At 64.9% G+C, this 25,881-nt stretch carries 23 protein-coding genes, 1 tRNA gene and 1 pseudogene; 13 read left to right on the top strand and 12 right to left on the bottom strand.

The genetic code is table 11. The features are described from left to right. Positions 1-4: 4 nt before the first annotated feature. On the top strand, positions 5-1,669 hold the full coding sequence (locus ACNANG_RS21600) for a Na+/H+ antiporter (protein WP_420224732.1): 1,665 nt from the start codon (positions 5-7) through the stop codon (positions 1,667-1,669). A 43-nt stretch (positions 1,670-1,712) separates the two neighbouring features. On the opposite strand, the gene cls is transcribed toward ACNANG_RS21600, so the two are convergent. From cls to ACNANG_RS21620, 4 genes are all read right to left on the bottom strand, one after another. Continuing rightward, positions 1,713-3,191 carry a cardiolipin synthase gene (gene cls, locus ACNANG_RS21605; protein ID WP_420224733.1) on the bottom strand — a complete coding sequence of 493 codons (1,479 nt, stop codon included), beginning with the start codon at positions 3,189-3,191 and terminating at the stop codon, positions 1,713-1,715. Next, the gene (locus ACNANG_RS21610) at positions 3,188-3,772 is read right to left on the bottom strand and encodes a GTP cyclohydrolase II (RefSeq protein WP_420224734.1); all 585 of its coding nucleotides are present in this window, start codon (positions 3,770-3,772) and stop codon (positions 3,188-3,190) included. The genes cls and ACNANG_RS21610 overlap by 4 nt, the downstream gene beginning before the upstream one ends. A gap of 12 nt (positions 3,773-3,784) precedes the next feature. Beyond that, positions 3,785-4,597 (bottom strand): undecaprenyl-diphosphate phosphatase, encoded by an 813-nt coding sequence (locus ACNANG_RS21615; protein ID WP_420224735.1) that lies wholly within the window; start codon positions 4,595-4,597, stop codon positions 3,785-3,787. An 847-nt stretch (positions 4,598-5,444) separates the two neighbouring features. Further along, complete coding sequence (locus ACNANG_RS21620) at positions 5,445-6,242, bottom strand: inositol monophosphatase family protein (RefSeq protein ID WP_420224736.1); 798 nt, start codon at positions 6,240-6,242, stop codon at positions 5,445-5,447. A gap of 78 nt (positions 6,243-6,320) precedes the next feature. Here ACNANG_RS21620 and ACNANG_RS21625 point away from each other — a divergent pair, with 78 nt between their 5' ends. Next, positions 6,321-7,127 (top strand): RNA methyltransferase, encoded by an 807-nt coding sequence (locus ACNANG_RS21625; RefSeq protein ID WP_420227624.1) that lies wholly within the window; start codon positions 6,321-6,323, stop codon positions 7,125-7,127. Continuing rightward, positions 7,114-8,253 (top strand): PrpF domain-containing protein, encoded by a 1,140-nt coding sequence (locus tag ACNANG_RS21630; RefSeq protein WP_420224737.1) that lies wholly within the window; start codon positions 7,114-7,116, stop codon positions 8,251-8,253. The genes ACNANG_RS21625 and ACNANG_RS21630 overlap by 14 nt, the downstream gene beginning before the upstream one ends. Positions 8,254-8,277: 24 nt before the next feature. Here ACNANG_RS21630 and ACNANG_RS21635 read toward each other — a convergent pair whose 3' ends face one another. From ACNANG_RS21635 to ACNANG_RS21655, 5 genes are all read right to left on the bottom strand, one after another. Next, the gene (locus tag ACNANG_RS21635) at positions 8,278-9,264 is read right to left on the bottom strand and encodes a DUF6454 family protein (protein WP_420224738.1); all 987 of its coding nucleotides are present in this window, start codon (positions 9,262-9,264) and stop codon (positions 8,278-8,280) included. Positions 9,265-9,483: 219 nt separating this feature from the next. Continuing rightward, the gene (locus tag ACNANG_RS21640) at positions 9,484-10,248 is read right to left on the bottom strand and encodes a UDP-2,3-diacylglucosamine diphosphatase (RefSeq protein ID WP_420227625.1); all 765 of its coding nucleotides are present in this window, start codon (positions 10,246-10,248) and stop codon (positions 9,484-9,486) included. 119 nt (positions 10,249-10,367) lie between these two features. Beyond that, on the bottom strand, positions 10,368-10,871 hold the full coding sequence (locus tag ACNANG_RS21645; RefSeq protein ID WP_420224739.1) for a peptidylprolyl isomerase: 504 nt from the start codon (positions 10,869-10,871) through the stop codon (positions 10,368-10,370). Continuing rightward, on the bottom strand, positions 10,871-11,443 hold the full coding sequence (locus ACNANG_RS21650; protein WP_420224740.1) for a peptidylprolyl isomerase: 573 nt from the start codon (positions 11,441-11,443) through the stop codon (positions 10,871-10,873). The genes ACNANG_RS21645 and ACNANG_RS21650 overlap by 1 nt, the downstream gene beginning before the upstream one ends. Further along, on the bottom strand, positions 11,443-12,108 hold the full coding sequence (locus ACNANG_RS21655) for a tetratricopeptide repeat protein (protein ID WP_420224741.1): 666 nt from the start codon (positions 12,106-12,108) through the stop codon (positions 11,443-11,445). The genes ACNANG_RS21650 and ACNANG_RS21655 overlap by 1 nt, the downstream gene beginning before the upstream one ends. A 216-nt stretch (positions 12,109-12,324) precedes the next feature. Between ACNANG_RS21655 and cysS the strand changes: the two are divergent. The 6 genes and pseudogenes from cysS (at position 12,325) to ACNANG_RS21685 (ending at position 18,405) form a co-directional block, all read left to right on the top strand. Beyond that, positions 12,325-13,712: pseudogene (gene cysS, locus ACNANG_RS21660) on the top strand (cysteine--tRNA ligase). An 86-nt stretch (positions 13,713-13,798) separates the two neighbouring features. Beyond that, positions 13,799-14,461, top strand: coding sequence for a DNA-3-methyladenine glycosylase family protein (locus ACNANG_RS21665; protein ID WP_420227626.1), 663 nt, complete (start codon positions 13,799-13,801; stop codon positions 14,459-14,461). Next, entirely contained in the window at positions 14,461-15,429 is a 969-nt protein-coding gene (locus ACNANG_RS21670; RefSeq protein WP_420224742.1) for an acetyl-CoA carboxylase carboxyltransferase subunit alpha, read from the top strand. Before ACNANG_RS21665 ends, ACNANG_RS21670 begins: the two co-directional genes overlap by 1 nt. Before the next feature lie 138 nt (positions 15,430-15,567). Then, positions 15,568-16,872, top strand: coding sequence for a tRNA lysidine(34) synthetase TilS (tilS, locus tag ACNANG_RS21675; protein WP_420224743.1), 1,305 nt, complete (start codon positions 15,568-15,570; stop codon positions 16,870-16,872). A 75-nt stretch (positions 16,873-16,947) separates the two neighbouring features. Next, on the top strand, positions 16,948-18,204 hold the full coding sequence (locus ACNANG_RS21680; RefSeq protein ID WP_420224744.1) for an aspartate kinase: 1,257 nt from the start codon (positions 16,948-16,950) through the stop codon (positions 18,202-18,204). A gap of 109 nt (positions 18,205-18,313) precedes the next feature. After that, a tRNA-Ser gene (locus tag ACNANG_RS21685) sits at positions 18,314-18,405 on the top strand. A 106-nt stretch (positions 18,406-18,511) separates the two neighbouring features. On the opposite strand, the gene ACNANG_RS21690 is transcribed toward ACNANG_RS21685, so the two are convergent. Both ACNANG_RS21690 and ACNANG_RS21695 read right to left on the bottom strand, forming a co-directional pair. Continuing rightward, the gene (locus ACNANG_RS21690; RefSeq protein ID WP_420224745.1) at positions 18,512-19,249 is read right to left on the bottom strand and encodes a hypothetical protein; all 738 of its coding nucleotides are present in this window, start codon (positions 19,247-19,249) and stop codon (positions 18,512-18,514) included. A 205-nt stretch (positions 19,250-19,454) separates the two neighbouring features. Beyond that, entirely contained in the window at positions 19,455-19,763 is a 309-nt protein-coding gene (locus tag ACNANG_RS21695; protein ID WP_420224746.1) for a DUF2442 domain-containing protein, read from the bottom strand. Positions 19,764-19,987: 224 nt separating this feature from the next. On the opposite strand from ACNANG_RS21695, the gene ACNANG_RS21700 reads away from it, so the two are divergent. The 3 genes from ACNANG_RS21700 to ACNANG_RS21710 are packed head-to-tail and all read left to right on the top strand — an operon-like array spanning position 19,988 to position 23,762. Next, complete coding sequence (locus tag ACNANG_RS21700; protein WP_420224747.1) at positions 19,988-21,427, top strand: alkaline phosphatase; 1,440 nt, start codon at positions 19,988-19,990, stop codon at positions 21,425-21,427. 26 nt (positions 21,428-21,453) lie between these two features. Then, a complete protein-coding gene (locus ACNANG_RS21705) occupies positions 21,454-22,971 on the top strand; it encodes an alkaline phosphatase (protein WP_420224748.1) in 1,518 nt (505 codons plus the stop codon). Continuing rightward, on the top strand, positions 22,971-23,762 hold the full coding sequence (locus ACNANG_RS21710) for a hypothetical protein (RefSeq protein ID WP_420224749.1): 792 nt from the start codon (positions 22,971-22,973) through the stop codon (positions 23,760-23,762). Before ACNANG_RS21705 ends, ACNANG_RS21710 begins: the two co-directional genes overlap by 1 nt. Positions 23,763-23,894: 132 nt before the next feature. Here ACNANG_RS21710 and ACNANG_RS21715 read toward each other — a convergent pair whose 3' ends face one another. Next, positions 23,895-24,893, bottom strand: a complete 999-nt coding sequence (locus tag ACNANG_RS21715; RefSeq protein WP_420224750.1) for a LysR substrate-binding domain-containing protein — start codon at positions 24,891-24,893, stop codon at positions 23,895-23,897. Between the two features lie 147 nt (positions 24,894-25,040). Here ACNANG_RS21715 and pcaD point away from each other — a divergent pair, with 147 nt between their 5' ends. After that, positions 25,041-25,826 (top strand): 3-oxoadipate enol-lactonase, encoded by a 786-nt coding sequence (pcaD, locus tag ACNANG_RS21720; RefSeq protein WP_420224751.1) that lies wholly within the window; start codon positions 25,041-25,043, stop codon positions 25,824-25,826. The last annotated feature ends 55 nt before the right edge of the window (positions 25,827-25,881 follow it).

The raw sequence follows: 25,881 nt of genomic DNA on the forward strand, positions 1-25,881 counted from the left end.
CGCCATGCAAATCGTCTTTACCGTTCTCGTCCTCATTCTTGCCGTCGCGCTGTCTGGCGTGGTCACGCGCGTGTCTCCCATCAAGCTGCCGCTGCCGATCTTCCAGATCGCGCTGGGCGCCGTGCTGGCGCTGCCGCTGTTCGGACTGCACGTGCGGTTCGACCCCGATGTATTCCTGCTGCTGTTCATCCCGCCGCTGCTGTTTGCCGACGGCTGGCGCATTCCCAAACGGGAATTCTTCCGGCTGGGCCGGCCCATCCTGGCGCTTGCACTGGGACTGGTCCTGTTCACGGTGGTGGGGGTGGGCTATTTCATCCATTGGCTGATTCCGCCTATCTCGCTGCCGCTGGCCTTCGCGCTGGGCGCCGTGCTGTCGCCTACCGACGCGCTGGCTGTGTCGGCCATCGCCGGAAAGGGCAAGCTGCCGCCCAAGCTGCAGCACTTGCTGGAAGGCGAAGCGCTGATGAACGACGCTTCGGGCCTGGTCGCGTTCAAGTTTGCGATCGCCGCGGCGCTGACCGGGGTGTTCTCGATCTGGGACGCCAGCTTCAGCTTCTTTGTGATTGCGGTAGGCGGCCTGATGGTGGGTGCGGCGACCGCCTGGGGTTTCAGCTTTGCACGCCGCCAGGTGCTGCGCTGGAGCGGCGACGAACCGGCGATCCAGGTCGCTTTGCTGCTGCTGACGCCGTTTGCGGCCTACCTGTTCGCCGAGCATTTCGAACTGTCGGGCATCCTGTCGGCGGTGGCCGCCGGCATTACCATGACCTACACCGACTCGGCCGATAACAGCAGTTCGGCCACGCGCCTGCAGACCAATAGCGTGTGGTCCATGCTGGAATTCATCTTCAATGGCATGACGTTCATCCTGCTGGGCCTGCAATTGCCCAGCGTGATCGACCTGGCCCATGCCGACGCCGTGGCCGCCGGCAACGTGCCGGTCAGTTACCTTTTCGGCTACGTGGTCGCCATCACGCTGACCTTGATCGCCCTGCGCTTCTTCTGGGTATGGGTCACGCAGCACCTGCGCTTCTTCCGCCGCATCGTGCTGGGCAGCGCCTATCGGCCCATCAATCTTTGGCTGGTGCTGGCAACCGCGCTGGCCGGGGTGCGCGGCTCCATCACCATGGCCGGTGTCATGGCGGTGCCGCTCGTCATGAACGACGGGACCCCGTTTCCGGCGCGCGACCTGATGATCTTCCTGGCGACCGGCGTGATCCTGACGTCGCTGATCGTCGCCAGTATTTTCCTGCCCATGGTGCTGCCCAAATTGCCGCAGCCCGCCGAAAACCTGCAGGAAAAAGAAGAGCGCCGTGCCCGCCTGCTGCTGGCCAAGTCAGCCGTCGCGGCCGTGGAGCAGGCGCACGATCAGATGCTGCATGGCCTGAGCGAGGCCGACGCCGAATTGCTCGAAGAAGTCTCGGGCAGCCTGCTATCGGTGTACCGGGCGCGCGTGGATGCCGAAAGCGATCTGGCCGACACCAACCAGCGCGCCAACCGCCATCGGCAATTCGAACGCGAGCTTCGGCTGGCCGCGGTGACGGCCGAGCGCAACGAGATCTATCGCTTGCGGGAAACCTTCCAGATCAACGACGAGACTTTCCGGACGCTGCTGCGCGATCTGGACCTGGCGGAAAACTGGGTGATGAGCCCGCTGGTCAGCAAGCACTGAAGCAGGGCGGAACCGGCGCCTTGGGCGTGCTGGCCCCGCGCCGTCAGAGCACCGGTGAAAACAACCTTGCCGTGGCATCCCCCAGCCGGCGCAGCGGCGACACCTTGCGCCGCGCCTGCACGCGCATGGACTTGCGCAGGTCGATCTCGAACTGACGGTTCAGGCTGGAGGCCATCACCGGCCCGTAGATCAGCGCCGTCACCTCGAAATTCAGCACGAAGCTGCGCTGATCGAAGTTCGCGGTGCCGATGAAGGAATACGTGTCGTCGACCACCAGCGTTTTCGAATGCAGCATACGGTCCTGGTATTCCCAGACCTTCACGCCTGCATCGATCAGTTCATCGAAGTAGGACCGTGCCGCCGCCGTCACCACCCGGGAATCACTGACGCAGGGCACCAGCACCCGCACGTCCACCCCGCGCAGCGCCGCCAGTGTCAGGCTCATTAGCGCGGCCGACGTCGGCACGAAATAGGCCGTGGTCAGCCACACGCGTTCAGTCGCGGCGTTGATGGCCGCCACCTGCATGCGGTGAATCGATTCGCGCGGATCGTCGGGTCCGGAACACAGGATCTGCAGGTAATGCCCGCCTGCGGGCGTATCCGGAAGCAGGGCAGGGACCTCGTCCGGGTCCATCCGTTCGCTGGTGGAATAGGCCCAGTCTTCCAGAAAGACCATCTGCAGCCACCGCACCGCGCCGCCTTCGATCCGCAGGTGGATGTCGTGATAGGCGTCGTCGCGCACACGTTCGTCTTCGTCATCGGTCACATTGATGCCCCCTGTGAACCCGATCACGCCGTCCACCACCAGGATCTTGCGGTGGTTGCGGAAATTCGTGACCGGGCGCAGGCGGCGGCCGATCTTCACGTCGTGGAAGAACGCGACGTGCACACCGGCCTCGCGCAGTGGACGCAAGAAATGCCGGCCCAGCGACGACGAGCCCAGCGCATCGACCAGGAACCGCACCGTCACGCCTTCGCGTGCCTTGGCGACCAGACGGTCGCGGATGACGGTGCCGATGCGGTCCGGGTTGTAGATGTAGAACTCGATGTGGATGTGGTTCTTTGCGCCGTCGATCGCTTTAAGGAACGCGTCGTAGGTCTGCCCGCCACCTACCAGCATGCGCATGTCGGTCGCGGTGGACACCGGCACGTCGCTGGTGCTGGTGCCCAGGCGGATCATCTGGCCGACCGGCAAGGGCACGTCGTGCGGGGACTCCTTCAGCCGCGCGACCTCGGTCTGGCCAGCGATGGCAATGCGGCTGCGCAGCCGCTTCAGCCGGCGGCGCCGCAGCCGCTGCGGACCAAAGAAGTAATAGACGCCAAAGCCGGCGTAGGGCAGCAGCGCCAGCGTCAGGATCCACAGCAAGGTGGACACGGGAGACCGCTTCTGCAGAATGATCCAGATGGCCACCGCGCCCAGATAAATGGCCCACAGCAGCGACAGCGTGGTCACCACCTGGTGCTGCGTGACCGTCACACCCCAGACGGTCACATCCGGGAGGACGAGCGGCTCGGGAATCAAAACGGAATCGTGTGGTGTTTGTGGCGAACCTTCGCTTCGAGATAGCGGCGGTTGTTCGGATTCAGATAGACCCCGGTAGGAATCGTGCTTTCGATCTCGATGCCGTGCTCGCCCAGTTGCGACGCCTTGTCGGGATTATTGGTCAGCAGCCGGATGCGGCTGATGTCCATGGCCTTGAGCATCTGCGCCGCGGGCTCGAAGCTGCGCGCGTCTTCAGGCAGGTTCAGATGACGATTGGCCTCGAACGTATCCAGGCCTTCTTTCTGCAGCGCGTACGCCGACAGCTTGGCGTACAGGCCAATGCCACGGCCTTCCTGCCGCAGGTACAGCAGCACGCCGCCTTCCTGTGAAAACACGTCGATGGCTTCCTGCAGCTGCGGCCCGCAGTCGCACAATTGCGACCCGAACACGTCGCCCGTCAGGCATTCGGAATGCACCCGGACCAGGGGTGTCACCCCGGGCGTGACGCTCGGGAACACAATGGCAATGTGCTCTTTGGTGAAACCGCTGAACGACAGGAATTCCGGCGCCGCCTGTGATCCCTCAAGCGGGATGACAACGCGGCTTTTGATCGTGACCATGTATTGCTCGAGTTAAACCAGCATCCACACCACGATGGCCAGTCCAAGCGCGATCCGATACCAGGCAAACACCCGGTAGGTATGGGTCGCGACGAACCGCATCAGCGCGCGGACCACCAGCAACGCGGCAAAGAAGGCAGCCATGAAGCCGACGGCAATCGCAGCCAGGTCGCTGTCAGTGAGCAACGCATGGTTCTTGTACGCGTCGTAGACCGAAGCGCCCAGCATCGTGGGCATCGCAAGGAAAAAGGAAAATTCGGTAGCGGTGGTCCGTTTCAGGCCCACAGCCATACCACCAATAATCGTGGAACCAGAGCGCGAGGTTCCCGGAATCATCGCCAGACACTGTGCACATCCCACCAGCAACGCCTGTTTCCAGGTGATTTCGGAGATGTTCTGCGTCTTGATCGAGGCCTGAGGCCGCCGCTCCACCCATAGGATGATAAACCCACCGACGACCAGCGCCACCGCAACCACCGCCGGCTGGAACAGCACCTGCTTGATGACCTTCAGGAAAAGCACCCCGATAACCGCCGAGGGCAGGAAGGCAATGATGATGTTGCGGGCAAATTTCAACGAAAACTTGTCGCCCGTCGCAATCCCTACAAGGATATGTGCGACCTTTTCCCGAAAAATCCAGATGACGGCCAGAATGGCGCCGAACTGGATGACCACTTCGAAGACCTTGCCTTCACCCGAATTGAAGTTGAGCCAATTGCCGAAGAGGATCAGGTGACCCGTGCTCGACACGGGCAGAAATTCCGTCAGGCCCTCGATACAGCCGAGGAAAAATGCCTTGAGCATGTACAGCGTGTTTTCAGTCATCTGTGCTGAGCCCCCTTGGCGCGTCGCGCCTCCCCCAGGGGCGGCACTGGCGGACTGGCAAAGCCAGATCCGCGGTGCCCTGGAGCGAGACGGCTCGGCGCTATGCGCCTTGCCTATCGGTGGGGCAAATTCCTTTGTCGGTGGTTATGGTGTGAGCCCCCTTGGCGCTTCGCGCCTCCCCCAGGGGCGGCACTGGCGGACTGGCGAAGCCAGATCCACGGTGCCCTGGAGCGAGGCGCTCGGCGCTTTGCGCCTTGCCTTGGGTGGGACAAATTCCTTCCTAGCAATTCACGCAAGAGTGCCTGCGCGGCGTCATCATAGAGCGATTGATGCACTGCGCAAAACCAATCGAATGGAGCCCCCCGTTGGCGCTACGCGCCTCCCCCAGGGGCGGCACTGGCGGACTGGCAAAGCCAGATCCGCTGTGCCCTGGAGGGCCGGCTTGGCGCTTTGCGCCGTTCCAGGCCCCCTTGGCGCTGCGCGCCTCCCCCAGGGGCGGCACTGGCGGACTGGCAAAGCCAGATCCGCTGTGCCCTGGAGGGCCGGCTTTGGCGCTTTGCGCCTTGCCGGGTGCCGCAGTATGCGTCTCGTGCAACTGCCCTAGGGCACGCGCATGATAACGGAAGTGCCTGTCATTCTGCTGAGCATGTCCTACGAAGCCACAATCTACGACTCGGGCACCGCCGCCGGGTTAACCACCGTCGCCACGAAAGGCACCGGCCCCAGCAAGCCTGGGCGCCCGACCCAGGGCACCGCGGATCTGGCTTCGCCAGTCCGCTGGTGCCGCCCCTGGGGGAGGCGCGCAGCGCCGCGGGGGATCTCCCGGGAAAATCTTCCCTGAGTGTTGTCACTCCTTCAGGAGTGACAACAAGGAAGGGAAGATTTTCGGGGTAGCAGCGACCACGTTGCCGGTCGCCATCCAGTTCTGCTCGCCCTCGAAGTCGCTGACCAGGCCACCGGCTTCCAGTACCAGCAGGCTGGCCGCGGCCATGTCCCACTGTTTCAGGCCGATGCCGTAGTAGGCATCCAGGCGGCCGGCGGCGACGTTGGCGAGGTCCAGCACCGACGAACCCAGGCGGCGTACGCCCGACGTGCTGGCGGACACCAGGCCGAAGGTCTTGATGGCCTGGGCCAGTTCCTTGCCGCTGGACGACGGCGCGAAGCTGGTGCCCATCAGGGCTTCGTGCATGCGCAGCCGGCGCGACACCCGCAGGCGGCGGTCGTTCAGGAACGCACCGGCGCCGCGCGTGGCGGTAAAGAGTTCATTGCGCGACGGGTCGAACACCACGGCCTGGGTGACCTGGCCGCGTTGCATCAGGGCGATCGACACGGCGTAGATAGGCAGGCCGTGGATGAAATTGGTGGTGCCGTCGATGGGATCGATGATCCACAGGTTTTCCTGCTGGCCTTTCGCATCCGTCGGGCCAAGGGATTCGCCGGACTCTTCGGCTAGAATTCCGTGGTCAGGATATGCCGTCTTCAGAATATCGACGATGGCAGCTTCCGCGGCCTTGTCGACTTCGGTGACGAAATCGCCGGGTCCCTTCTGGGACACCTTGACCAGATCGATGTCGAGGCTGGCGCGGTTGATGATGGCGCCTGCGCGGCGAGCCGCCTTGACGGCGGTGTTGAGCATGGGGTGCATAAGAGGCCGATTGGCTAGAAACGCGAAATAAAACCCCTCTAGTGTAAAGGACGCATGCTTTCCCGAGTCATTTTCATCATGGTCGAGCCCAGTCACCCCGGAAATGTGGGCTCGGCGGCACGCGCCCTGAAAACCATGGGGTTCGCCGACCTGGTCCTGGTCAACCCCAAAATTCCCGACGTGATCACGCATCCCGACGCGGTCTCGCTCGCCAGCGGCGCGGGGGACGTGCTGGCGGCGGCCCGCATCTGCGACACGTTGCAGGACGCCCTGGCGCCCGTCACGCTGGCGTTCGCCATGACGGCGCGCCACCGGGATCTGGGGCCGCCGGTGTGCGACATGCGCCAGGCGGCGGAACAGACGCAGGCCCACCTGGGTGCTTTCCTGGCTCGGTCAGCCGGCAGCCCCGACGCGCCCCCGGCGGCTTCCTCGTCAGCGGCGGACCCGTCCGCGTCCGACGGTCCCCGGGTGGCCATCGTAGTGGGCACCGAACGTTCGGGCCTGACCAACGACCACGTCGCCCTGTGCCACCGCATCTGCCACATTCCCGCCAATCCGGAATACACGTCGCTCAATGTCTCGCAGGCCATGCAACTGGCCGCGTACGAACTGCGCTACGCGCTGCTGGGTCCGGAAAAGCTGGCCGGCCCGGTCGAAAGGGCCGAGAAGGCGTCGGGCGAAGCCGTGGCGGCGCTGCTGACCCATTGGGAAGAAGCGTTGATCGCGGTCCGCTATCTGGACCCCAAGCATCCGAAGAAGCTCATGCCCCGCATGCGCCACCTGTTCGCGCGCGCCGGCCTGACCAAGGAAGAAACCGACCTGTTCCGCGGCGTCTGCACCGCCATGATCGCGCAGTCCAGAAAAATTCCTGATGGCCATCGTTAAGATTCCCGCCGTCGTCATGCGCGGCGGCACGAACAACGGGGTGTTCTTCAATCAGCGCGACCTGCCGGCCGATCCTGCGGCGCGCGACCGTCTGCTGGTGCGCCTGGCCGGGCATCCCGACGCCTGTCCCATGATGGGCGCCGGCACTGACGCCGCCGAACCCCTCAAGGTCGTGGTCGTGGGCAAGTCAATGCGGCTCGATGCCGACGTGGACGTGCTGTTTGGCGACATCGACGCCACCGCCGAACGCATTGTGTGGTCATCACGCTGCGGCACCCTGGCGGGCGGCGTCGGGCCGTTTGCGGTCCAGCAGGGCCTGGTGCCGGTCCACGAGGGCAGCAATGTCGTTCAGGTCTGGCAGCCGGACCCCGGCCGGCGCCTGCGCTCGCATGTCGTCGTTCGGGACGGCGACGTGATCGAGGAAGGCATGTTCCTGGAGGACGGGTCCACGTTCCCCTCGGCCGACGTGCGTCTGGACTATCTGGACGAAGGCCTGGGCGGCATCCTGCCGACTGGCCAGCCTCAAGACATGCTGGACGTGCCCGACCTGGGCGCCGTGCCCGTCACCCTGCTCAACGCGGGGGTGCCCACCGCCTTCGTGCGCGCCACCGACCTGGGCCTGACGGGCCGCGAACTGCCTGACGGCCTGCGCCGCCAGGCCAAGGCGCTGGCCGCGCTCGACACGGTCCGGGTCGAGGCCGCAGCGCGCATGAACGCGTCAGCGGGCGTACGCGCCGCGGCACGCCTGCTGGCCGACCTGCGCATCGTCTGGATCGCTGCCCCGTCCGCCTACCGGACCGGGCAGGGCCTGGAAGTGCCCCACGCCAATGTCGACGTCCTGGCGCGGGTCTACGCTTACGGCCAGGCGCAGCGCTCGCTGGATGGCCCGGCGGCCATCGCCACCGCCGCTGCCGCAGCCTTGCCCGGCTCCCTGGTGTCCCAGGTCGCGCGCACGCTGCCTGGCGTCGCCACCCGTATCGGGCATGCGTCAGGCGTGCTGACGGTCGATGCCAGCGTGGTTCGGCGCGCGTCAGGCTGGGTCCTGGAACGGGCGTCCATGCCGCGCAGCGCGCGGTGCCTGATGAGCGGCTGGCTGCACGTGCCCGCGTCGGGCAGGGCGGCGTAGGCGCCGTCCCGCTGTCGCCCGGTCTTACACCACCACGTCGTACACATACATCGATGCCGTATCGTCGTCCGGCACGAAATACGCGCGAATGCCCGTGGCCGTTGCTTCGAACCAGGTGGCGTTGGTCGTCATCGGCCGGCGGCTGGGGGCGTACAGCTTGATCGGCACCTGGTGGGTGGGCAGGCCGGTCTCCAGATTGACGATTTCGAAGCCCCCCAGCGCGAATGCGTTGCTGTTCGGCGTGGCCGCAAAGCTTGTCAGGCCGGTGTAGAGCATCTCGTCATCGCCCAGATACTGGTTGTCCTGGTAGTCGATGTAGAAAGCGTGATTCAGCTTGCGCAGGTCGGCGGGCGGCACGGCGGCATCGGAACTGGCAGCCTGCGCGGTGTCCAGCGCAAAGCGGTAGAAGCGGCGCGAACCCCAGCTCACGGCATGCAGGGTGTTGCGGTCGGTGTTGCGCGACAGGCCGCCGATATGGTCGCGATAGGTAAAGAGCTTGGTCGCCTTGAGTTGCGCGGGGTCGACCTTATACAGGATCGCCTGGCTATTGGGCCGGTATTCGGCGGCGGGCACCCACAGGTTGGCGCCGTCGAAATCCATGCCGCCCGGGTGGTAGACGGTGCCTTCGCCAACGATCAGATCGCCCTGTTGATTGCCGTTCATGTCGAACTTGAGCACGTGGCCCCGGCCGGCGCCGGTGGTGCGGTCATACTCAGTGGGCGGATCCAGGCGGGTCGGCGCGGTGGTGATTTCCACGGTGGACAGATAGAACGCGTCGCCCACGCGGCACAGGCCCTGCGGGTGGTAGGCCATGAAATTCAGTTTGGTCTCGCGCGACAGCGTCCATACGCTGTCGCTGGTCAGGCGCTTGAGCTTGGCGGTCAGCGGGTTCGGCGCGGTGGCCGCGTTGGCTTCCGACATGCCGTCGCCGCAGGCGGACAACACCTGCGACAGTCCGACAGCGGCCGTGGTGGCAAGGGAAACGCGAAAGAAGTCTCTACGGTGTGCCATGGGCGGGATTCCAGGTGCATGAGGCGTCCGCGGCGCGGGCTGGCCAAGTGCAGCGATCATAGGAATCCCGCGTGACAGTCAGGTTGCAGGTGGCGCTATTGTTGATGCAGCAACGGAAACAGTTTGTGCGACGCGGGAGTCGAAACGTCGCGGCGTGCCGCGTTCAAGTTCAGTCAGGAAGGCAATGCTGAGTGCTCGAACGCCGAACCGCGAGCTCCCTCAGTCGTCCAGTCCGATGTCGTTGAACGCGAACCCGTCGCGGTCCGCCACCAGCCAGCCGCCACGTGGCGCATCGGCGTCGTCCAGGTCCCAGTCGGGCAGCACCCAACGCTCGGCGCGCTGATCGTCCAGCAGAAAAACGTGCCGGTCGGGCCGGTGGGTGTGGCCATGCACCAGCCGCGTCACGCCGGCATCCCGCAGCGCCTGCGCCACGGCGTCGGGGTTTACATCCATGATGTCCGCCGCCTTTCGGCTTTTTTCGGTCACGCTCTTGGCGCGCAGGTCACGGGCAATGGCCTGGCGCTCGGGCAGGGAGCGCGACAGGAACTGCGCCTGCCACGCCGGGTTGCGCACCATGGTCCGGAATTGCTGGTAGGCAACGTCGTCCGTGCACAGCCCATCGCCGTGGCACAGCAGGAAGCGACCAGCGGCGCTGTGCACCACCGAAGGTTCCTGAAGCCGGTGCGTGCCCGTGGCCTGCGCCAGGTGGTCGCCCATCAGGAAATCGCGGTTGCCCGGACCCAGGTAGACCGGTATGCGCGCTGCCGCGGCGCGCAGGCCGGCAACGATCTCGGCCAGCCAGGCCGGTGCCGCGTCGATCACGTCGTCGCCCACCCACGCATCGAACACGTCGCCCACCAGCAGCAGGCTGTCGGCATCGCTCGCGGCCACATCCAGGAAAGCCAGGAAGGCTTCGCGCGTGGCGGGCAGCTCTTCGCACAGGTGCAGATCGGACGCGATCCAGACGGTGCCTGGAAGCTCCAGGACGGGAAGGGAAGAAGAGGGGGTGAGGGGAGCGGAAGGTGTGCCGGGCACTGAATCTCCTTGCGTTGAAACGCATCGAGGCGCCAGTGCGCCTCGATGGTACGACTCAGCCGTGCGGATTACGCAGCGACTTCGGCCTTCGTGATGACCACGTCTTCGGCAGGCACGTCCTGGTGACCGGACTTGCTGCCGGTCTTGACGCCCTTGATCTTGTCGACGACTTCCTTGCCTTCGACGACTTCACCGAACACCGCGTAGCCCCAGCCCTGGGGCGTGGGAGCGCTGAAGTTCAGGAAGTCATTGTTGGCGACGTTGATGAAGAATTGCGAGCTGGCCGAGTGCGGGGCGTTGGTGCGCGCCATGGCCACGGTGTAGGCATTGTTCTTCAGGCCGTTGTTGGCCTCGTTCTCGATGGATGCCTTAGTCGGCTTTTGCGACATGCCGGGTTCGAAGCCGCCGCCCTGGATCATGAAGCCGGGGATCACGCGGTGGAACACCGTGTTGTCGTAATGGCCGTCCTTGACGTACGACAGGAAGTTCTCGACCGTCTTGGGCGCCTTGTCGGCATTCAGTTCGATGACGATGACGCCGTGATTCGTAGTGAGATTGACGCGTGTGCTCATTATTTCAGGACCTCTGCTTTTTGGATCGTGATGGGTTGAACCGGGTTGTCCGCGAACGGACCCCGGGTGGTGGTCGGGGTTGCGCTGATCTTGTCGACCACTTCCTTGCCCTGGACCACCTTGCCGAATACCGCATACCCGTAGCCACTGGCTGTCGCGGCGCGGTAGTTCAGAAACGCGTTGTCGGCGGTGTTGATGAAAAACTGCGCGGTGGCGGACTGCGGATCGGATGTCCGGGCCATGCTCACCGTGTACTTATCGTTTTTCAAGCCATTTGAGGCTTCGTTACGTATCGGCTCGCGCGTCTTCTTCTCGCCCATGTCGGCCGTGAAACCCCCGCCCTGGACCATGAAATTCGGGATGACGCGATGGAAGATCGTGCCGTTGTAGTGCCCGGCATTCACGTATTGCAGGAAGTTCGCGGTGGTCGCCGGGGCCTTCTGGTCATCCAGTTCCAGGATCACGACGCCGGCGCTGGTGGTCAGCGCGACTTGCGGGCCGGCCAGGGCGGCGCCGGTGGGCGCGGCCAGCGAAGCCAGGGCGACAGCTGCAGCAGTAAGGAAGGTCTTCATTAACGGTTCCGGGGTTGCGGCGCCGGCGTCTTTGCCTCGAGCAACGACTTGATGCCGGCTTCCTTGTTGCGCGCCCCGGCGTTCTGGGGCGCAAGGCGCAGCGAGTCGTTGTACGACCGCGCGGCCATCATCATAAACAAGTCGCCCATGTTCTCGTGCGCGACCGGGTAGTTCGGATCGTTGCGCAGCGCGGCGTCCAGCGCCATCTTGGCCTGCTCCAGCCGGCCATCGGCCACTTCCAGCGCCGCCAGGTTGTTCCAGGGCTCGGGCAGTTCCGGGAAGCGCTGCGTCATGTCCAGGTAGACCGCCTTGGCTTCCTGCGGACGGCCCAGGATGTTCAGCGCGCGCCCCTTCAAAAACAGCATCTGGACGTCTTCACCCTGACTGTCGCCGGCCTTGCTCTTGGCCAGGCGGGCGTCGATCTCGGGCAGCGCCTCGGCTGCCTTGCCGGACGCCAGCAGGCCTTCGAGCCTGACGGTTGCCGCGCGTGATGACTCGGGCAAACGGGTGTCCACCCGCGGCTTGAGCGCTTCCAGCAGGTTGGTCAGCCAGGGCGACACGTCGGCGTCGGAAGGCGCGGTGGGGGGCGGCGTGGCGGCCCGCGTCTGCGCCAGGGCGGCGGGGCTGCCCAGGCACGACAGCGCCAGGATGGCGGCGGCCAGCATGCCGGAAAGCGGAGTGCCGACACCCGGCAAAGGACGGGTCGGCGCGGCGGGACTAACGAGGTCTGTCGGTGCCAAAAGTGGTTCTGCCCAAGAGTGAACGCGTGGCCCGAATGGGGCAGGCGCGCTCGATTGATATAATTTGCTGCAATTCTAGCCCCGGCCGAGGTTTCGATGCGCCGGGGCTTCCCGTTTTTCAGCCTAGCGCACCGCCCAGACATGCTCCAAATCTACAATACGCTTGCTCGTGCCAAACAACCGTTCCAGCCTCGCCAGGCCGGGTGCGTGAGCATGTACGTGTGCGGCATGACGGTCTACGACTACTGCCATCTGGGCCACGCGCGAATGCTGGTCAGCTTCGACATCGTGCAGCGCTGGCTGCGTGCCAGCGGCTACCAGGTCAACTATGTCCGCAACATCACCGACATCGATGACAAGATCATCCGCCGCGCGGTCGAGTCGGGCAAAACGATAACCCAGGTCACCGAGTTCTTCATCGACGCGATGCATGAGGACGAAGCGGCGCTGGGCGTCCAGCCCCCGACCATGAGCCGCGCGCCACCCAGCACGTCGGCAAGATGCTCGACATCGTCCGCCTGCTCGAAGACAAGGGCCTGGCCTACCGGTCCAGCGACGGCGACGTCAACTACGCGGTTCGCCAGTTCCCGGGTTACGGCAAGCTGTCGGGCAAGTCGCTGGACGATCTTCGTGCGGGCGAACGCGTCAAGGTCGACACCGCCAAGCGTGATCCGCTGGATTTCGTTTTGTGGAAAGCCGCCAAGCCCACCGAGCCTCCCGAATCCAAGTGGGAATCGCCGTATGGCGTGGGCCGTCCGGGCTGGCACATCGAATGCTCGGCCATGAGCATGGAATTGCTGGGCATGCCGCTGGACATCCACGGCGGGGGTCCCGACCTCAAGTTTCCACACCACGAAAATGAAATCGCCCAGAGCGAAGGCGCATATGGCGGCACCTTCGCCAACACCTGGATGCACTGCGGTCCGCTGATGGTGGACGCCGAAAAGATGTCCAAGTCGCTGGGCAACTTCTTCACCATCCGCGACACGCTGGAGCACTACGACGCCGAGGTCATCCGTTATTTCATCGTGCGCAGCCACTACCGCAGCCCGCAGAACTACGCCGGCGACAACCTGGCTGACGCACGCTCGGCCCTGACGCGGCTGTACACTACGCTCGCCAACGTCGCCCCCGACGAGGCGGGTGTCGATTGGGATCATCCGACAGGACAGGCCTTCAAGGCCGCGATGGACGATGACTTCAACACGCCCGAAGCCATTGCCGCCATGTTCGAGCTGGCTGCCGAAGCCAACAAGTCCGGATCGGCCCGCGCCGCCGGACAGCTGAAGGCACTGGGCGGCATGCTGGGCCTGCTCGGCCAGTCGCCACGCGAATTCCTGCAGGGCAAGGCAGGGGGCGACGACGCCGATACCGGCGCGGCGGCCATCGAGGCGCGCATCGACGCGCGCGCCCAGGCGAAAAAAGACAAGAATTTTGCCGAGGCCGACCGCCTGCGCGCCGAGCTGCTGGCCGAGGGCATCGTCCTGGAAGACAAGCCGGGCGGGGTCACCGTGTGGCGCCGCGCCTGATGTCCATCGGTCTAGAACAGAGAACCGAATTCCCTATGAAGTCGCACGTTGCAGATGAGTCCGGCCCGATGCTGGACGCTGGATTGATGGACGGCCGGCCAACGCACGACGGGGCCGCCAACGACCCTGGCAAGCCCGACTACTGGGATGCGGCGGTCGCGCACCTGATGAAGCGCGACCGTATCCTGCGCAAGATCATTCCGCAGCACCCAGAAGTGCATCTGCTGACGCGCGACGAGCCTTTCGTCACGCTGGCGCGCGCCATCGTCGCCCAGCAGATCTCGGCCAAATCGGCCGAAGTCGCCTGGGAAAAATGCGTGACCGCCTGCCATCGGCGCGTCACGCCGTCGGCCGTGGTGCGCGCGGGTCTGCAAGGGCTGCGCGAGGCCGGCCTGTCACAGCGCAAGTCCGAATACGTGCTCGATCTGGCGACCCATTTCCATGAGGGCCGCGTCCATCCCCAGCAGTGGGCCGAGATGGACGACGAAGCCGTCATCACCGAGCTGACTGCGATCCGGGGTATCGGACGCTGGACAGCCGAGATGTTCCTGATTTTTAATCTGCGGCGGCCGGACGTCCTGCCATTGGACGACCCCGGCCTGCTGAGAGCTATTTCGCTGCATTATTTCAGCGGCGAACCGGTGTCACGCTTCGAGGCGCGGGAAGTTGCGCAAGCCTGGAAGCCCTGGTGCACCGTAGCAACCTGGTATCTCTGGCGTAGCCTGGATCCCGTACCCGTGGAGTACTGATGCGCAACGCATTTCTAGAATTCGAGCAGCCGCTCGCCGAACTCGAAGGCAAGATCGAGGAACTGCGCTTCGTGCAGGCCGATTCCGCCGTCGACATTTCCGAAGAGATCAGCCGGCTCCAGACCAAGAGCCAGACGCTGGCCAAGGAAATCTATTCCAAGCTGACGCCCTGGCAGACGGCGCTTGTCGCGCGTCACCCGCAGCGTCCGTACACGCTGGATTATGTCCGCGAGCTGTTCACCGACTTCCATGAGCTGCACGGTGACCGTCAGTTCGGCGACGACAAGTCCATCGTGGGCGGCATGGCCCGCTTCAACGGCGCGCCCTGCATGGTCATCGGCCACCAGAAAGGCCGTGACACGAAAGAACGGGCGATGCGCAACTTCGGCATGCCCAAGCCGGAAGGCTATCGCAAGGCCCTGCGCCTGATGCGCCTGGCCGAGAAATTCAACATGCCGGTGTTCACTTTCGTCGACACGCCCGGCGCCTATCCCGGCATCGACGCCGAAGCGCGCGGCCAGTCCGAAGCCATCGGCCACAACATCTATGCGATGTCGGAACTGAAGGTGCCGATCATCAGCACCATCATCGGCGAAGGCGGCTCCGGCGGCGCACTGGCGATCGCGGTGGCCGACGTCGTGCTGATGCTGCAGTACTCGACCTACTCGGTCATCTCGCCCGAAGGCTGCGCGTCGATTCTCTGGCGCAGCCAGGACAAGGCGCCCGATGCCGCCGAAGTGCTCGGCATCACCGCGCACCGGATCAAGGCCCTGGGCCTGATCGACAAGATCATCAGCGAGCCCGTCGGCGGCGCGCATCGCGACCCCAAGCAAATGGCACAGCTGCTGCGCCGCGGCCTGGTCGACAGCCTGCGCCAGTGCCAGGGGGTCAAACCGGCCGATCTGGTCCGCACCCGGTTCGAACGTGTGATGTCCTATGGCCGATTCAAGGAGACCGTCCAGCCCTGAACCGGGGCAGGGCGGTAGTGCATCCCCCTTCCGATTCCGCTGGTCACGGCGCTGAACGGCGCGTTCGACGCCCTGCCGACGGGACTGGCTCGCCTGGCGGTCGCCGTCAGCGGCGGGCCGGATTCGTCGGCCCTGGCCATGCTGGCGGCGTCGGTGGCGCGGGAACGCGGCCTGGCGCTCCATGTCTTCCATGTCCATCACGGCCTGCATGCGCAAGCCGATGAGTGGGCCCACATCGCTTCCTGTCTGGCCGAGCGCCTGGGGCTGCCGTTCGTGCAGACCCGGGTCACCGTCGACACGTCCGACGGGCGCGGCATCGAAGCGGCTGCCCGCGTCGCGCGGTACGCCGCGCTGGCCGACATGGCCCGGGCGGCGGGCGTGCGTCACATTCTGCTCGGGCATCACCAGGACGATCAGGTCGAAACCGTCCTGCTGCGGCTATTGCGCGGCGCCGGCCTGGACGGGGTGGGCGGCATGGCGGCGCAGAGCCGGCTCGATGGCATCGACTACCTGCGGCCCTGGCTGACGGTGCCACGCAGCCGCATCCAGGAATATCTGCGCGAATATGGTCCTGCCCTGGCGCCCGGCTACGTGGCGGTCAGCGATCCGTCCAACCTCGATACCCGCTACGCCCGCGGCGCGCTGCGCGGCGACGTCCTGCCGGCCATCGAGCGCACCTGGCCCGGCTACCGCAGCACACTGGAACGCTTCGCGCGGCTGGCGACCGAGTCGGCCGAGGTGCTGCGTGAGGTCGCGGCGGCCGACCTGCAAGCAGTGCGGGAACGCGTGCCGCCATACGACGACTGTCTGCGGGTATCCGCGCTGCTGGGCTTGAGCGAAGCCCGGCAAATCCTGGTGCTACGGCTCTGGCTGGCCGAGCACGGACTGACCATGCCGTCCGAAGCACGGCTGCTGGAACTGCAGCGGCAACTGCAGCGGGCGGCGCGCGACCGGCAGATCGTGCTGCAGCACGAAGCCGTGCACGTGCGCCGGTTTCGCGACTGGCTGGTGATCGACCGGGCAGGCGACAGGCCAGGCGACCGTTCGGGGGAAGACGGCGGGGCGGCGGCCGACGCCGCCGGCATCGTCTGGACGGGGGGCACGGATATCCGCATCGACAGCCACGGCGGCACCCTGCAATTCCTGTCGGCCGCGCAAGGGATCGATCCTGAGTGGTTGCGCGGCGGCCCGCTCAGCATCGCCTGGCGGCGAGGGCGCGAACGCCTCAAGGTCGGTCCCGCCACGCCCAGCCGCAGCCTCAAGAACCTGTACCAGGAACGCGGTATCCCGAGCTGGGAGCGCGAACGCCTGCCGCTGGTCTATCGCGGCGACATCCTGATCTACGCGGCCGGCCTGGGCATCGACGCCCGCGTGCCCCAGACCGAGCCCGGCATCCGCCTGAACTGGGTCGCCGATCGTCCGGGCGCAACGGTCGTGTCCTAAGCTTTTTGCGAAGTGGCGCTGGCTGGGCTACCATTTATGGTTAGCCTGCCCCTTAATGATCCCGCACACGAGAAAATGGCACTGATCGTTCACAAATATGGCGGCACGTCGATGGGCTCAGTCGAGCGCATCAAGAATGTTGCACGCCGCGTCGCCAAATGGCACGCCGCCGGCCACCAGATCGTGGTCGTTCCTTCGGCCATGTCCGGGGAAACCAATCGCCTTATCGGACTGGCCAAGGAAATCCAGGAACAGCCCGATCCGCGCGAACTCGACATGATTGCCTCGACCGGCGAACAGGTCAGCGTCGGCCTGCTGGCCATGGCGCTGAAGTCGCTTGGCCTGGACGCCCGCAGCTACACCGGCTGGCAGGTCCCGGTGCGCACCGACGCCTCGTACACCAAGGCCCGCATCGCGTCGATCGACGATGCGCGCATCCGCGGCGACCTGGACCAGGGCCGTGTCGTGATCGTGGCAGGCTTCCAGGGCATCGACGACGACAACAACATCACCACGCTCGGCCGCGGCGGCTCGGACACCTCGGCGGTCGCCGTGGCGGCCGCCCTCAAGGCCAGCGAATGCCTGATCTACACCGATGTGGACGGCGTGTACACCACCGACCCCCGCGTCGTGCCCGAAGCGCGGCGCCTGCGCGTGGTGTCGTTCGAGGAAATGCTCGAAATGGCATCCCTCGGCTCCAAGATCCTGCAGATCCGGTCGGTCGAATTCGCCGGCAAGTACCGCGTGCCCACCCGGGTGCTGTCGTCCCTGACCGATCCTTTGATGCCGCTCGACGAAGAAATGCAGTCGGGCACCCTGATTACCTTTGAGGAAGACGAAAAGATGGAATCCGCTGTTGTTTCGGGCATCGCGTTCAGCCGCGACGAAGCCAAGGTCACGGTCCTGGCCGTGCCCGACAAGCCAGGGATCGCCTACTCCATCCTGGGTCCCATCGCCGCCGCCAACATCGACGTCGACGTGATCGTGCAGAACCAGTCCGTCGCCGGCACGACCGACTTCTCGTTCACCGTGCATCGCAACGAGTTCCAGAAAACCATCGACGTCCTGAACCGCGACGTGGTCACGCAAGTGGGCGCCCGCGAAGTCGTTGCCGACCCCAAGGTCGCCAAGGTGTCGATCGTCGGCATCGGCATGCGCTCGCACGTCGGCGTCGCCAGCCTGATGTTCAAGACGCTGTCGGAAGAGGGCATCAACATCCAGATGATCAGCACGAGCGAAATCAAGACCTCGGTGATCATGGACGACAAGTACATGGAACTGGCCGTACGCGCGCTGCACAAGGCGTTCGGGCTGGACCAGACGCAGGGTTGATCGCGGCGGCCGCCGCGTGCGGCCGGCGCGAACCCTCTCTTGGGGTAGAAAGCAGGCGTTTTCGCCGCGACGACCCCGAATGACGTGATATACTCTGCGTCGTTGTTTCGGAGGCGTGCCCGAGTGGCCGAAGGGGCTCCCCTGCTAAGGGAGTATGCGGCTAAAACTGCATCGTGGGTTCGAATCCCACCGCCTCCGCCAAGATGTCGAAAACCCGCTGGTTCGTAAAGAGCCAGCGGGTTTTTTCATCTGTGAGCCGACTTCAAAGACGTTGGATCGCAGGGAACGACCCAACCTACCATTGAATTCAGTTCTTGTTGCCTAGAAAGATAAGCCCACCGTTTCGGTCGGCAGTGGTCACCATCACCACAAGCTGGTTGTTACGGACAACTGCTACGCCCCTGACCTGTTGAGACGGGTAAACGCAAGCAGTAGCGCCGAAGTTCAGCAACACGTCGTATGCATTACCAGACGCTTTTGGGCTTGCAGTTCCCGTGAACGTGCATCCGCTGGGGCCTTGCCCGCTGAATGCACCGGTCGCCAAAATGTTGACCGATATTTGCTCTGCAGCAATCGGCGAGGCGGCTGGACCGGTAAACCGACCTGCCAAATTGGCAAGGTTGGGTGCTGCTTCGTAAAATGCGTCGTAGTTGCCTGTGAACGGCACAGACCGGGCTGGCGCCGTGTAGGTTACCGATCCGCTAATCGAACGCTTTGCCAGATACGACGCCGAAATCGTAGCGTTTACCACTGCGCCGGCTGAAAAATCTTTGGCGTTGGTGGAGGTAAATGTCCCGTTCGATGCTGTGCCTGTGCCGGTAATAAAGCCATTGGTCTGGGTCGGGGTGCCGTAAATTGAATAGTACGAACCATCGTTGAAAATGATGGTGCTACCCACCAGGCCCGTTGCTGTCGTGCCATAAAGGCCCGCCGCGTCTTGATTGCTTGGAGTGGGAGTGACTGAATTGGACTCGCCGTCACCGCCACCGCCACCGCATGCGGCAAGGGCGAGAGTCGATACTAACGCTATTGCGATACGCTTCATTTTTTTCCTGTTCTTGAATGTTTTGAATGCCGACCTGCTTGATCTTATGACTTGATCGCGGCGTGAGGATTATAAGAACGGAGTGAGATTTGTAGAGCCGGGGGATTACCCGTCTAGCAAAATTTCATCTTCAACCTCGAAAGCAGGACCGCATTTATTAACTCCCCTGGTTGGACGACTGCCATATTGGAATGTCGATGGTGCTTCATACAGATCGCTGCCCATTATTAGTCGCCAGCAGGCTAGCGATCGCAATGTCGGCATCAAGCGCTTCCCAGTGCAGCCCATAGCCATTCCCAATCACCTGCACTTGGGCGAGCTGGGCCGGCGTTGCCGTGACAAGGTCCTGCACCAGGCCAGGCGGGAAGGCGAAGACGCAGCCATTTTCCAATTCAATCGTAATGCGGCCTGATTGCGCGTCGAAGCAAGCCGACGCCGCACGAGGTTCGTTTGCCCGGGCGATCCTGCCGCGCGCGATAGCGGCCCTGATATCGACAGTATTGCTTGGAGTCATCTCGATTCCCTGAACGGCGCTGGGTGCCTCGAACCAAGGTGCAAGGATCCACGTCTGCCACCAGCTCGTCGAGTCAGGTGCTCTGCTGATAGCGGTGTGATCGTCCCGCCCGTTCCTCCGTCACAACCCTGTCACGCGCCCCCGTACGCTTGCCGGATATCTGCTCACCCCACCGCTCGACAGGCTGCGTTCCGCCGGCCTGGCCCAGATCCCGAGGATATCCAATGAAACGCATCGCGCTGCCTCTCGCCGTCGCGGGGGCTTCCCTGCTGATGGCCGCCTGCAACGGCGACAACGACAACGACACGCCCACGACGCCGGTCGCCACAGGCCCGACCAAGAACGTCGTGTTCTTCCTGGGCGACGGCATGGGCATCACGACCATGACCGCGGCGCGCATCTATAGCGTGGGCGAAGACGGCGAGCTGACCATGGACAAGCTGCCCGAAACAGCGTTCGTGCACACGTACTCGGCCGACGGCCAGGTCACCGACAGCGCGCCGTCGATGGCGGCCTACATGACCGGCGTCAAGATGAACAACGAAGTCATCTCGATGTCGCCGGAAACCAAGGCGACCAACGCGGCTGGCGCGCCGTACCACACGCTGTTCGACAGTACCTGCCCGACTACCGGCAACGGCACGCCGGTCGACACGCTGCTTGAAATCATGAAGACGGCCGGGTACGGCACGGGCGTGGTCAGCACGGCCCGTATCACCCACGCCACCCCGGCTGCGACTTACGCGCATGTGTGCCATCGCGACGCCGAGAACACGATCGCTGCCGCGCTGGTGCCGGGCGGCGCCGGCTACAACGCCAAGCTGGGCGACGGCATCGACGTCATTCTGGGCGGCGGCAGCAGCTACTTCATTCCCAAGACCACCACCGGTGGGCTGCGCAACGATGGCCGCAACCTGGTCAACGAATTGAAGACGGCCAAGTACGGCTATGCCGCCAACAAAACGGAACTGGCCGCGCTGCCCGCCGACGGTACGACCAAGATTGCCGGCCTGTTCAACGCCAGCCACATGGCCTATGACCTGGATCGCGCGGCCACGCAGGAACCCAGCCTGGCCGAAATGACCAGCAAGGCGATCGACGTGCTGGCGGCCAAGAAGAAGGGCTTCTTCCTGATGGTGGAAGGCGGGCGCATCGACCACGCCCTGCACGCGACCAATGCTCGCCGCGCCTTGCAGGACACGGTGGCGTTCGACGACGCAATCAAGCTGACGCTGACCAAGATGGCGGCGCTGGACCCGGGCCTGAAGAACACGCTGATCGTCGTCACCGCCGACCACGACCACACCTTGCAGATGAACGGCTACGCGCAGCGCACGGGCAAGACCGAAGCGGGCAAGCCGGGCGTGCTGGGACTGGTCAAGAACTATGTGGATGGCGCGGTCTCGACCGACGTCGACAAGAACCCGTACACGATCCTGGGCTTTGGCAATGGGCCGAAGCGGCTGGCCACGCGCGGCCCGATCGATGCCACCGCGCTGGAAAGCGCCGACTTCCTGCAGGAAGCCGTGGTGCCGCTTGCGACTGAAACCCACGGCGGCGGCGACGTGTTCCTCGGTGCGCAAGGACTGGGCGCCGACAACTTTGCCGGGTCGCTGACCAACAACGACGTATTCGGTCTGATCAAGAAGTCCATCGGCCTGTGATGCCGCGAGAAACCAAGGAAACCGACATGACATCCATGATCCGCAAACAGGCCCTGGTGCTCGCGCTGGCCGGCCTTTCCGGCACGGCCTACGCGGCCGGCGAAGCCAAGAACGTCATCTTCTTTCTGGGAGATGGCATGGGCCCGGTCACGGTGACCGCCGCCCGCATCTACAAGGGCGAGAAGCAGCTGGCCGCCGCGCCGGGATCGCTGCCGTCCAGCGAACGCGCCACGCTCACGATGCAGACGCTGGGCAATGCCGCCCGCATCAAGACCTTTTCGCGCGACGGGCAGACCACCGATAGCGCACCCTCAATGGCCGCCTACATGACGGGCGTCAAGATGAACAACGAAGTCATTTCGATGTCGGCTGACACGCTTGCCTACAAGCCGGATGGCACGCAGTTCATCAACGGTGAGGACACCACCTGCGCCGCCACTGGCAACGGCACCGCAGCCACGACGCTGCTCGAATTGGCCAAGGCCAAGGGCCGCGCGGTGGGCGCCGTGTCGACGACGCGCGTTGGCCACGCCACGCCCGCCGCGACCTACGCGCACATCTGCAATCGCAATGCCTACAACACCATTGCCGAGCAATCGGTGCCCGGTCACCCGCGCTACAACGCGGCGCTGGGTGACGGCATCGATGTGCTGATGGGCGGCGGACAGCGCAACTACCTGCCGCTGTCGACCTATCCGGCCAGCAAGCGCACCGACAACGTCGATCTGGTCGCCGCCATGAAGGCCAAGGGCTACGCCTACGCCGACACGGCAACCAGCTTGAGCGCGCTCAATACCGCGGACGCCGGCCGCGTACCCAAGCTGCTGGGCTTGTTCTCGCCAAGCGAAATGGCCTACGAACTGGATCGCGTGAACCAGAAGCTGGATCAGCCCAGCCTGTCGCTGATGACCGAAAAGGCACTGGACGTGCTGACCCGCAATACCAATGGCTTTTTCCTGATGGTTGAAGGCGGCCGCATCGATCATGCCCTGCACGGCAGCAATGCCAAGCGCGCGCTCGAGGACACGCTGGCCATGGACAAGGCGATCGATTCCGCGCTGGCCTACATGGAAAAGAAGGACCCGGGCCTGAAGAACACGCTGGTGGTCGTGACCGCCGACCACGATCACGCGATCGCGTTCAACGGCTATACCAAAATCAACTCGCCCATTCTGGGCAAGGCAGTGGACTACCAGACGGGTCAGCTGGCCAAGGCGTCCGACGGCAAGCCATACACCACCCTGGTCTTCGGCAACGGCGGCCGACCCAACACCAGCGCAAGCAGCCTGGTCAATTCGGAAGACGGCAACAAGCCATGGATCGCACCGGTGCGTGGCGCAACCCGTGACGACCTGACCAATGTCGATACGACCAACGACAACTTCCTGCAGGAAGTCGGCATCAACCTGGGCACGCCCGGTTCCGAGACACACGGCGGCGGCGACGTGATGCTGTTCGCCGGTGGCGCAGGCGCAAAGATCTTCCGCGGCACCATGGACAACACCAAGGTGTTTTCCAAGGTCCGCGAAGCGGCGGGGCTGTGATGCGGCCGTCGCTCGGCTGCCTTGGCGCCGTGGCGGCGCTGGCGTGCGCAGCCGCCGCGTCGGGGGTTGCGCAGCCGCGGCCCGCGAACGACGTCGCCGCGCCCGCTGCCGCCAGCGCGGCACATGCCAGCCCCGCGACCGCACAGGTGACGTCCGAGGTCGACCGGACGCCGCCGGTCGCGCTGCGACTGGCTTATGACAGCCGGTCCATCGGCACCGATGGCGTGACGCGCGACAGCCGTCACGCCGACCTGATGTTCCGCGACAAGGCTACGGTGTGGATCGAACGTGAACTGCCTGCCGCCCTGCGCGACAGCGAGCACGACGGGCACCAGGCCTCGCACGGTCCGCATGCCGGCCATGCGCACGACGATGCGCAAGGCGCGCCCCTGCTGATCCAGCGGGACCCGGATGGCAAGGTGCGGGTCACGTCCATCCTGCACAAGCAGAAGCGCGTGATCGACGTCGAACTTGCCCATCAGGCCAATGTGGGCTACGGCGGTTCGTGGGCAGCCGCCTACTGGCTGCTCGACCCGGTCGCGTTGACCCGCATGGAAAAGCTGGGCGCGGGCGCGAAAGGCGTCGAGCGATACCGGCTGGTGCAGGGCGAACGCACCACGCTGGTCGACTGGGACGTGGCCGGGAAATACGCGCGGCGCATCGAACAGAAAGACGCGCATGGGCTGATGCGGCAGGTCATGACAGCGTCGGTCATTCCCACGCCCAAAGTCATGCCCTGGCAGAAGCTGGGTGAGTACAGCCGTGGGGATTATTCGGATCTGCTGGATTGAAGTCCGGCGGGACCGCAAGGCGGTCCAACGGATGACACGTGAAGCGCGCACCGTCGACAAGCGGGTGCGCGCTTTTTTCCAGCAGCTTGGCTGGCCCATCGCCAGCGCTTGGCCAGGCCGGGCCACGCGCCGCTAGCCCTCCATCGCGCCGAACAAGCCCGCCGCCACCGACTGCGCGCAGGCTTTCAACACCTCCACTTCGGGTATCGGTGGCGCGTAGTGGCGGCTGAGCAGCACGTACGGCGGCACGCGCAGGGTCATGCCGCAGTCCAGTCGCGTCAGGTCGCGCGACCACATCGGCTTGGCGATTTCGGTGGCCGGGGCGATGGTCAGCATGCTGGAGGCCTGCGCAATGGCCAACAGGTTCAGCAGACCGCGGCATTCCACCTGCGGGACCACGGGTGGGGCGCCTGCATCGAATACGGCGCTGTCGAACAGGTTGCGGATGTGCGATGCCGCGTGGGGCAGGACCCAGGGGCCGGCCAGGGCGTCGCGCAGGCTGGCGGTGGCCCGGCCGTGAAGTGGATTGCCAGGCCCCGCGACCACATACAGCGGTTCGGAGCCCAGCAGGGTCTGATCCAGCGACAGGCCATGCGAGGCCAGGGTCGCGCGCTCGACGTTGCCAAGCACGGCGTCCAGCTCGCCTTGTGCAAGACGCGCGACCAGCACGTCCAGCGCGCCTTCCTGGATGTCGATGCGCGCGTCGGGCAGATGCTCGCGCACGCGCGCCAGCATGGCGGGGATGGCCACGCCGATCAGGTAGGGCGATGCGCCCAACCGCAAGCGCGCCGTCGCGCCGCCATGCTGCAGCGCAATCTGGCGCCCCATGGCGATCTCTTGCAGGGCGACCCGGGTGCGTGCCAGGACCGCCTGGGCCGCTGGCGTCAGACGGGTGCCGCTGTGATCGCGCACCACCAGCGGAGTGCCGAACGCAAATTCCAGGTCGTCGATCAACGACAGCGCCGAGGGCTGCGTGATGCCGAGTTCGATGGCGACCTGGCGCACGGATCCCACCCGCTGCAGGATGTCCAGCGCCTGCAGGTGGCGGATGCGCAGGCGCGCCAGCGCACTTGGCAGCGCGGCCGGCGTCCCGAGGGAGAAGGGTGCGGTGTTGTCGTTCGTAGCAGTCATGTCGAAGGGAACCCGTAAAGCGCGATCCGCGCGCAATGGCAACAGCTGACAGCGTCAGGCTATCACCTGACACAAATTCCGGGCATTCCTCAGTTCACCGAGCCTTTCTACACTGGGGCCGTCATCCACCCTTGCCCGGGAAACACCTTGACTTTCGCAACTATCAACGGGGCCCGCCTGGCGTATCGCCTGGAGGGGCCGGCCGACGCGCCGACCGTCATGCTGTCCAACAGCCTCATGTCGACGATGGCGATGTGGGACCCGCAGATGCCGGCGCTGACCGAGCGCTACCAGGTGCTGCGCTACGACACGCGCGGCCATGGCGCGTCCGAGGTGACGCCCGGCCCCTACAGCATCGAACAGCTTGCCGATGACGCTGCCGCATTGATCGCCCATGCAGGCGTCGGCCCGGTGCACTTCGTTGGCCTGTCGATGGGCGGCATGATCGCCCAGCAGCTGGGGATCCGTCATCCCCAGTCCGTGCGGTCGCTGTCGCTGTGCGACACCGCGAGCGAGATGCCGCCTCGCGCGATGTGGGAAGCGCGCTTTGCCACGGCGCGCGCCGAGGGCATGGCGGGCATGGTCGACGGCACGATCCAGCGGTGGTTCGTGCCGGCGTTCCTTGCCCGCGCGCCGGACGTGATCGCCCAGGTGCGCGCCATGATTCTGTCGATCGACGTCGAAGGCTATATCGCCTGCGGCTCTGCGGTACGAGACATGTCGCAGACGCATCTGCTCAAGCAGATCACCACACCGACCCTGATTTTGCTGGGCCGTGATGACCCTGCATGCACGCTGGCCGCATCGGAGGTCCTGCACCGCGAAATCGCGGGCGCGGAGTTCCATGTCATCGACGACGCCGCGCATCTGTCCAATCTGGAACATCCCGACCAATTCAACCGTGTACTGAGGGATTTCATCGATCGCCACTGAGTGCGCAAGACCTGGCCGCAGTTCCCATAACAGCCGCTGGCCCCGGCGCCGGAGA

It is taken from the genome of Pigmentiphaga litoralis (assembly GCF_048632615.1).
Taxonomy (GTDB): domain Bacteria; phylum Pseudomonadota; class Gammaproteobacteria; order Burkholderiales; family Burkholderiaceae_B; genus Pigmentiphaga; species Pigmentiphaga litoralis_B.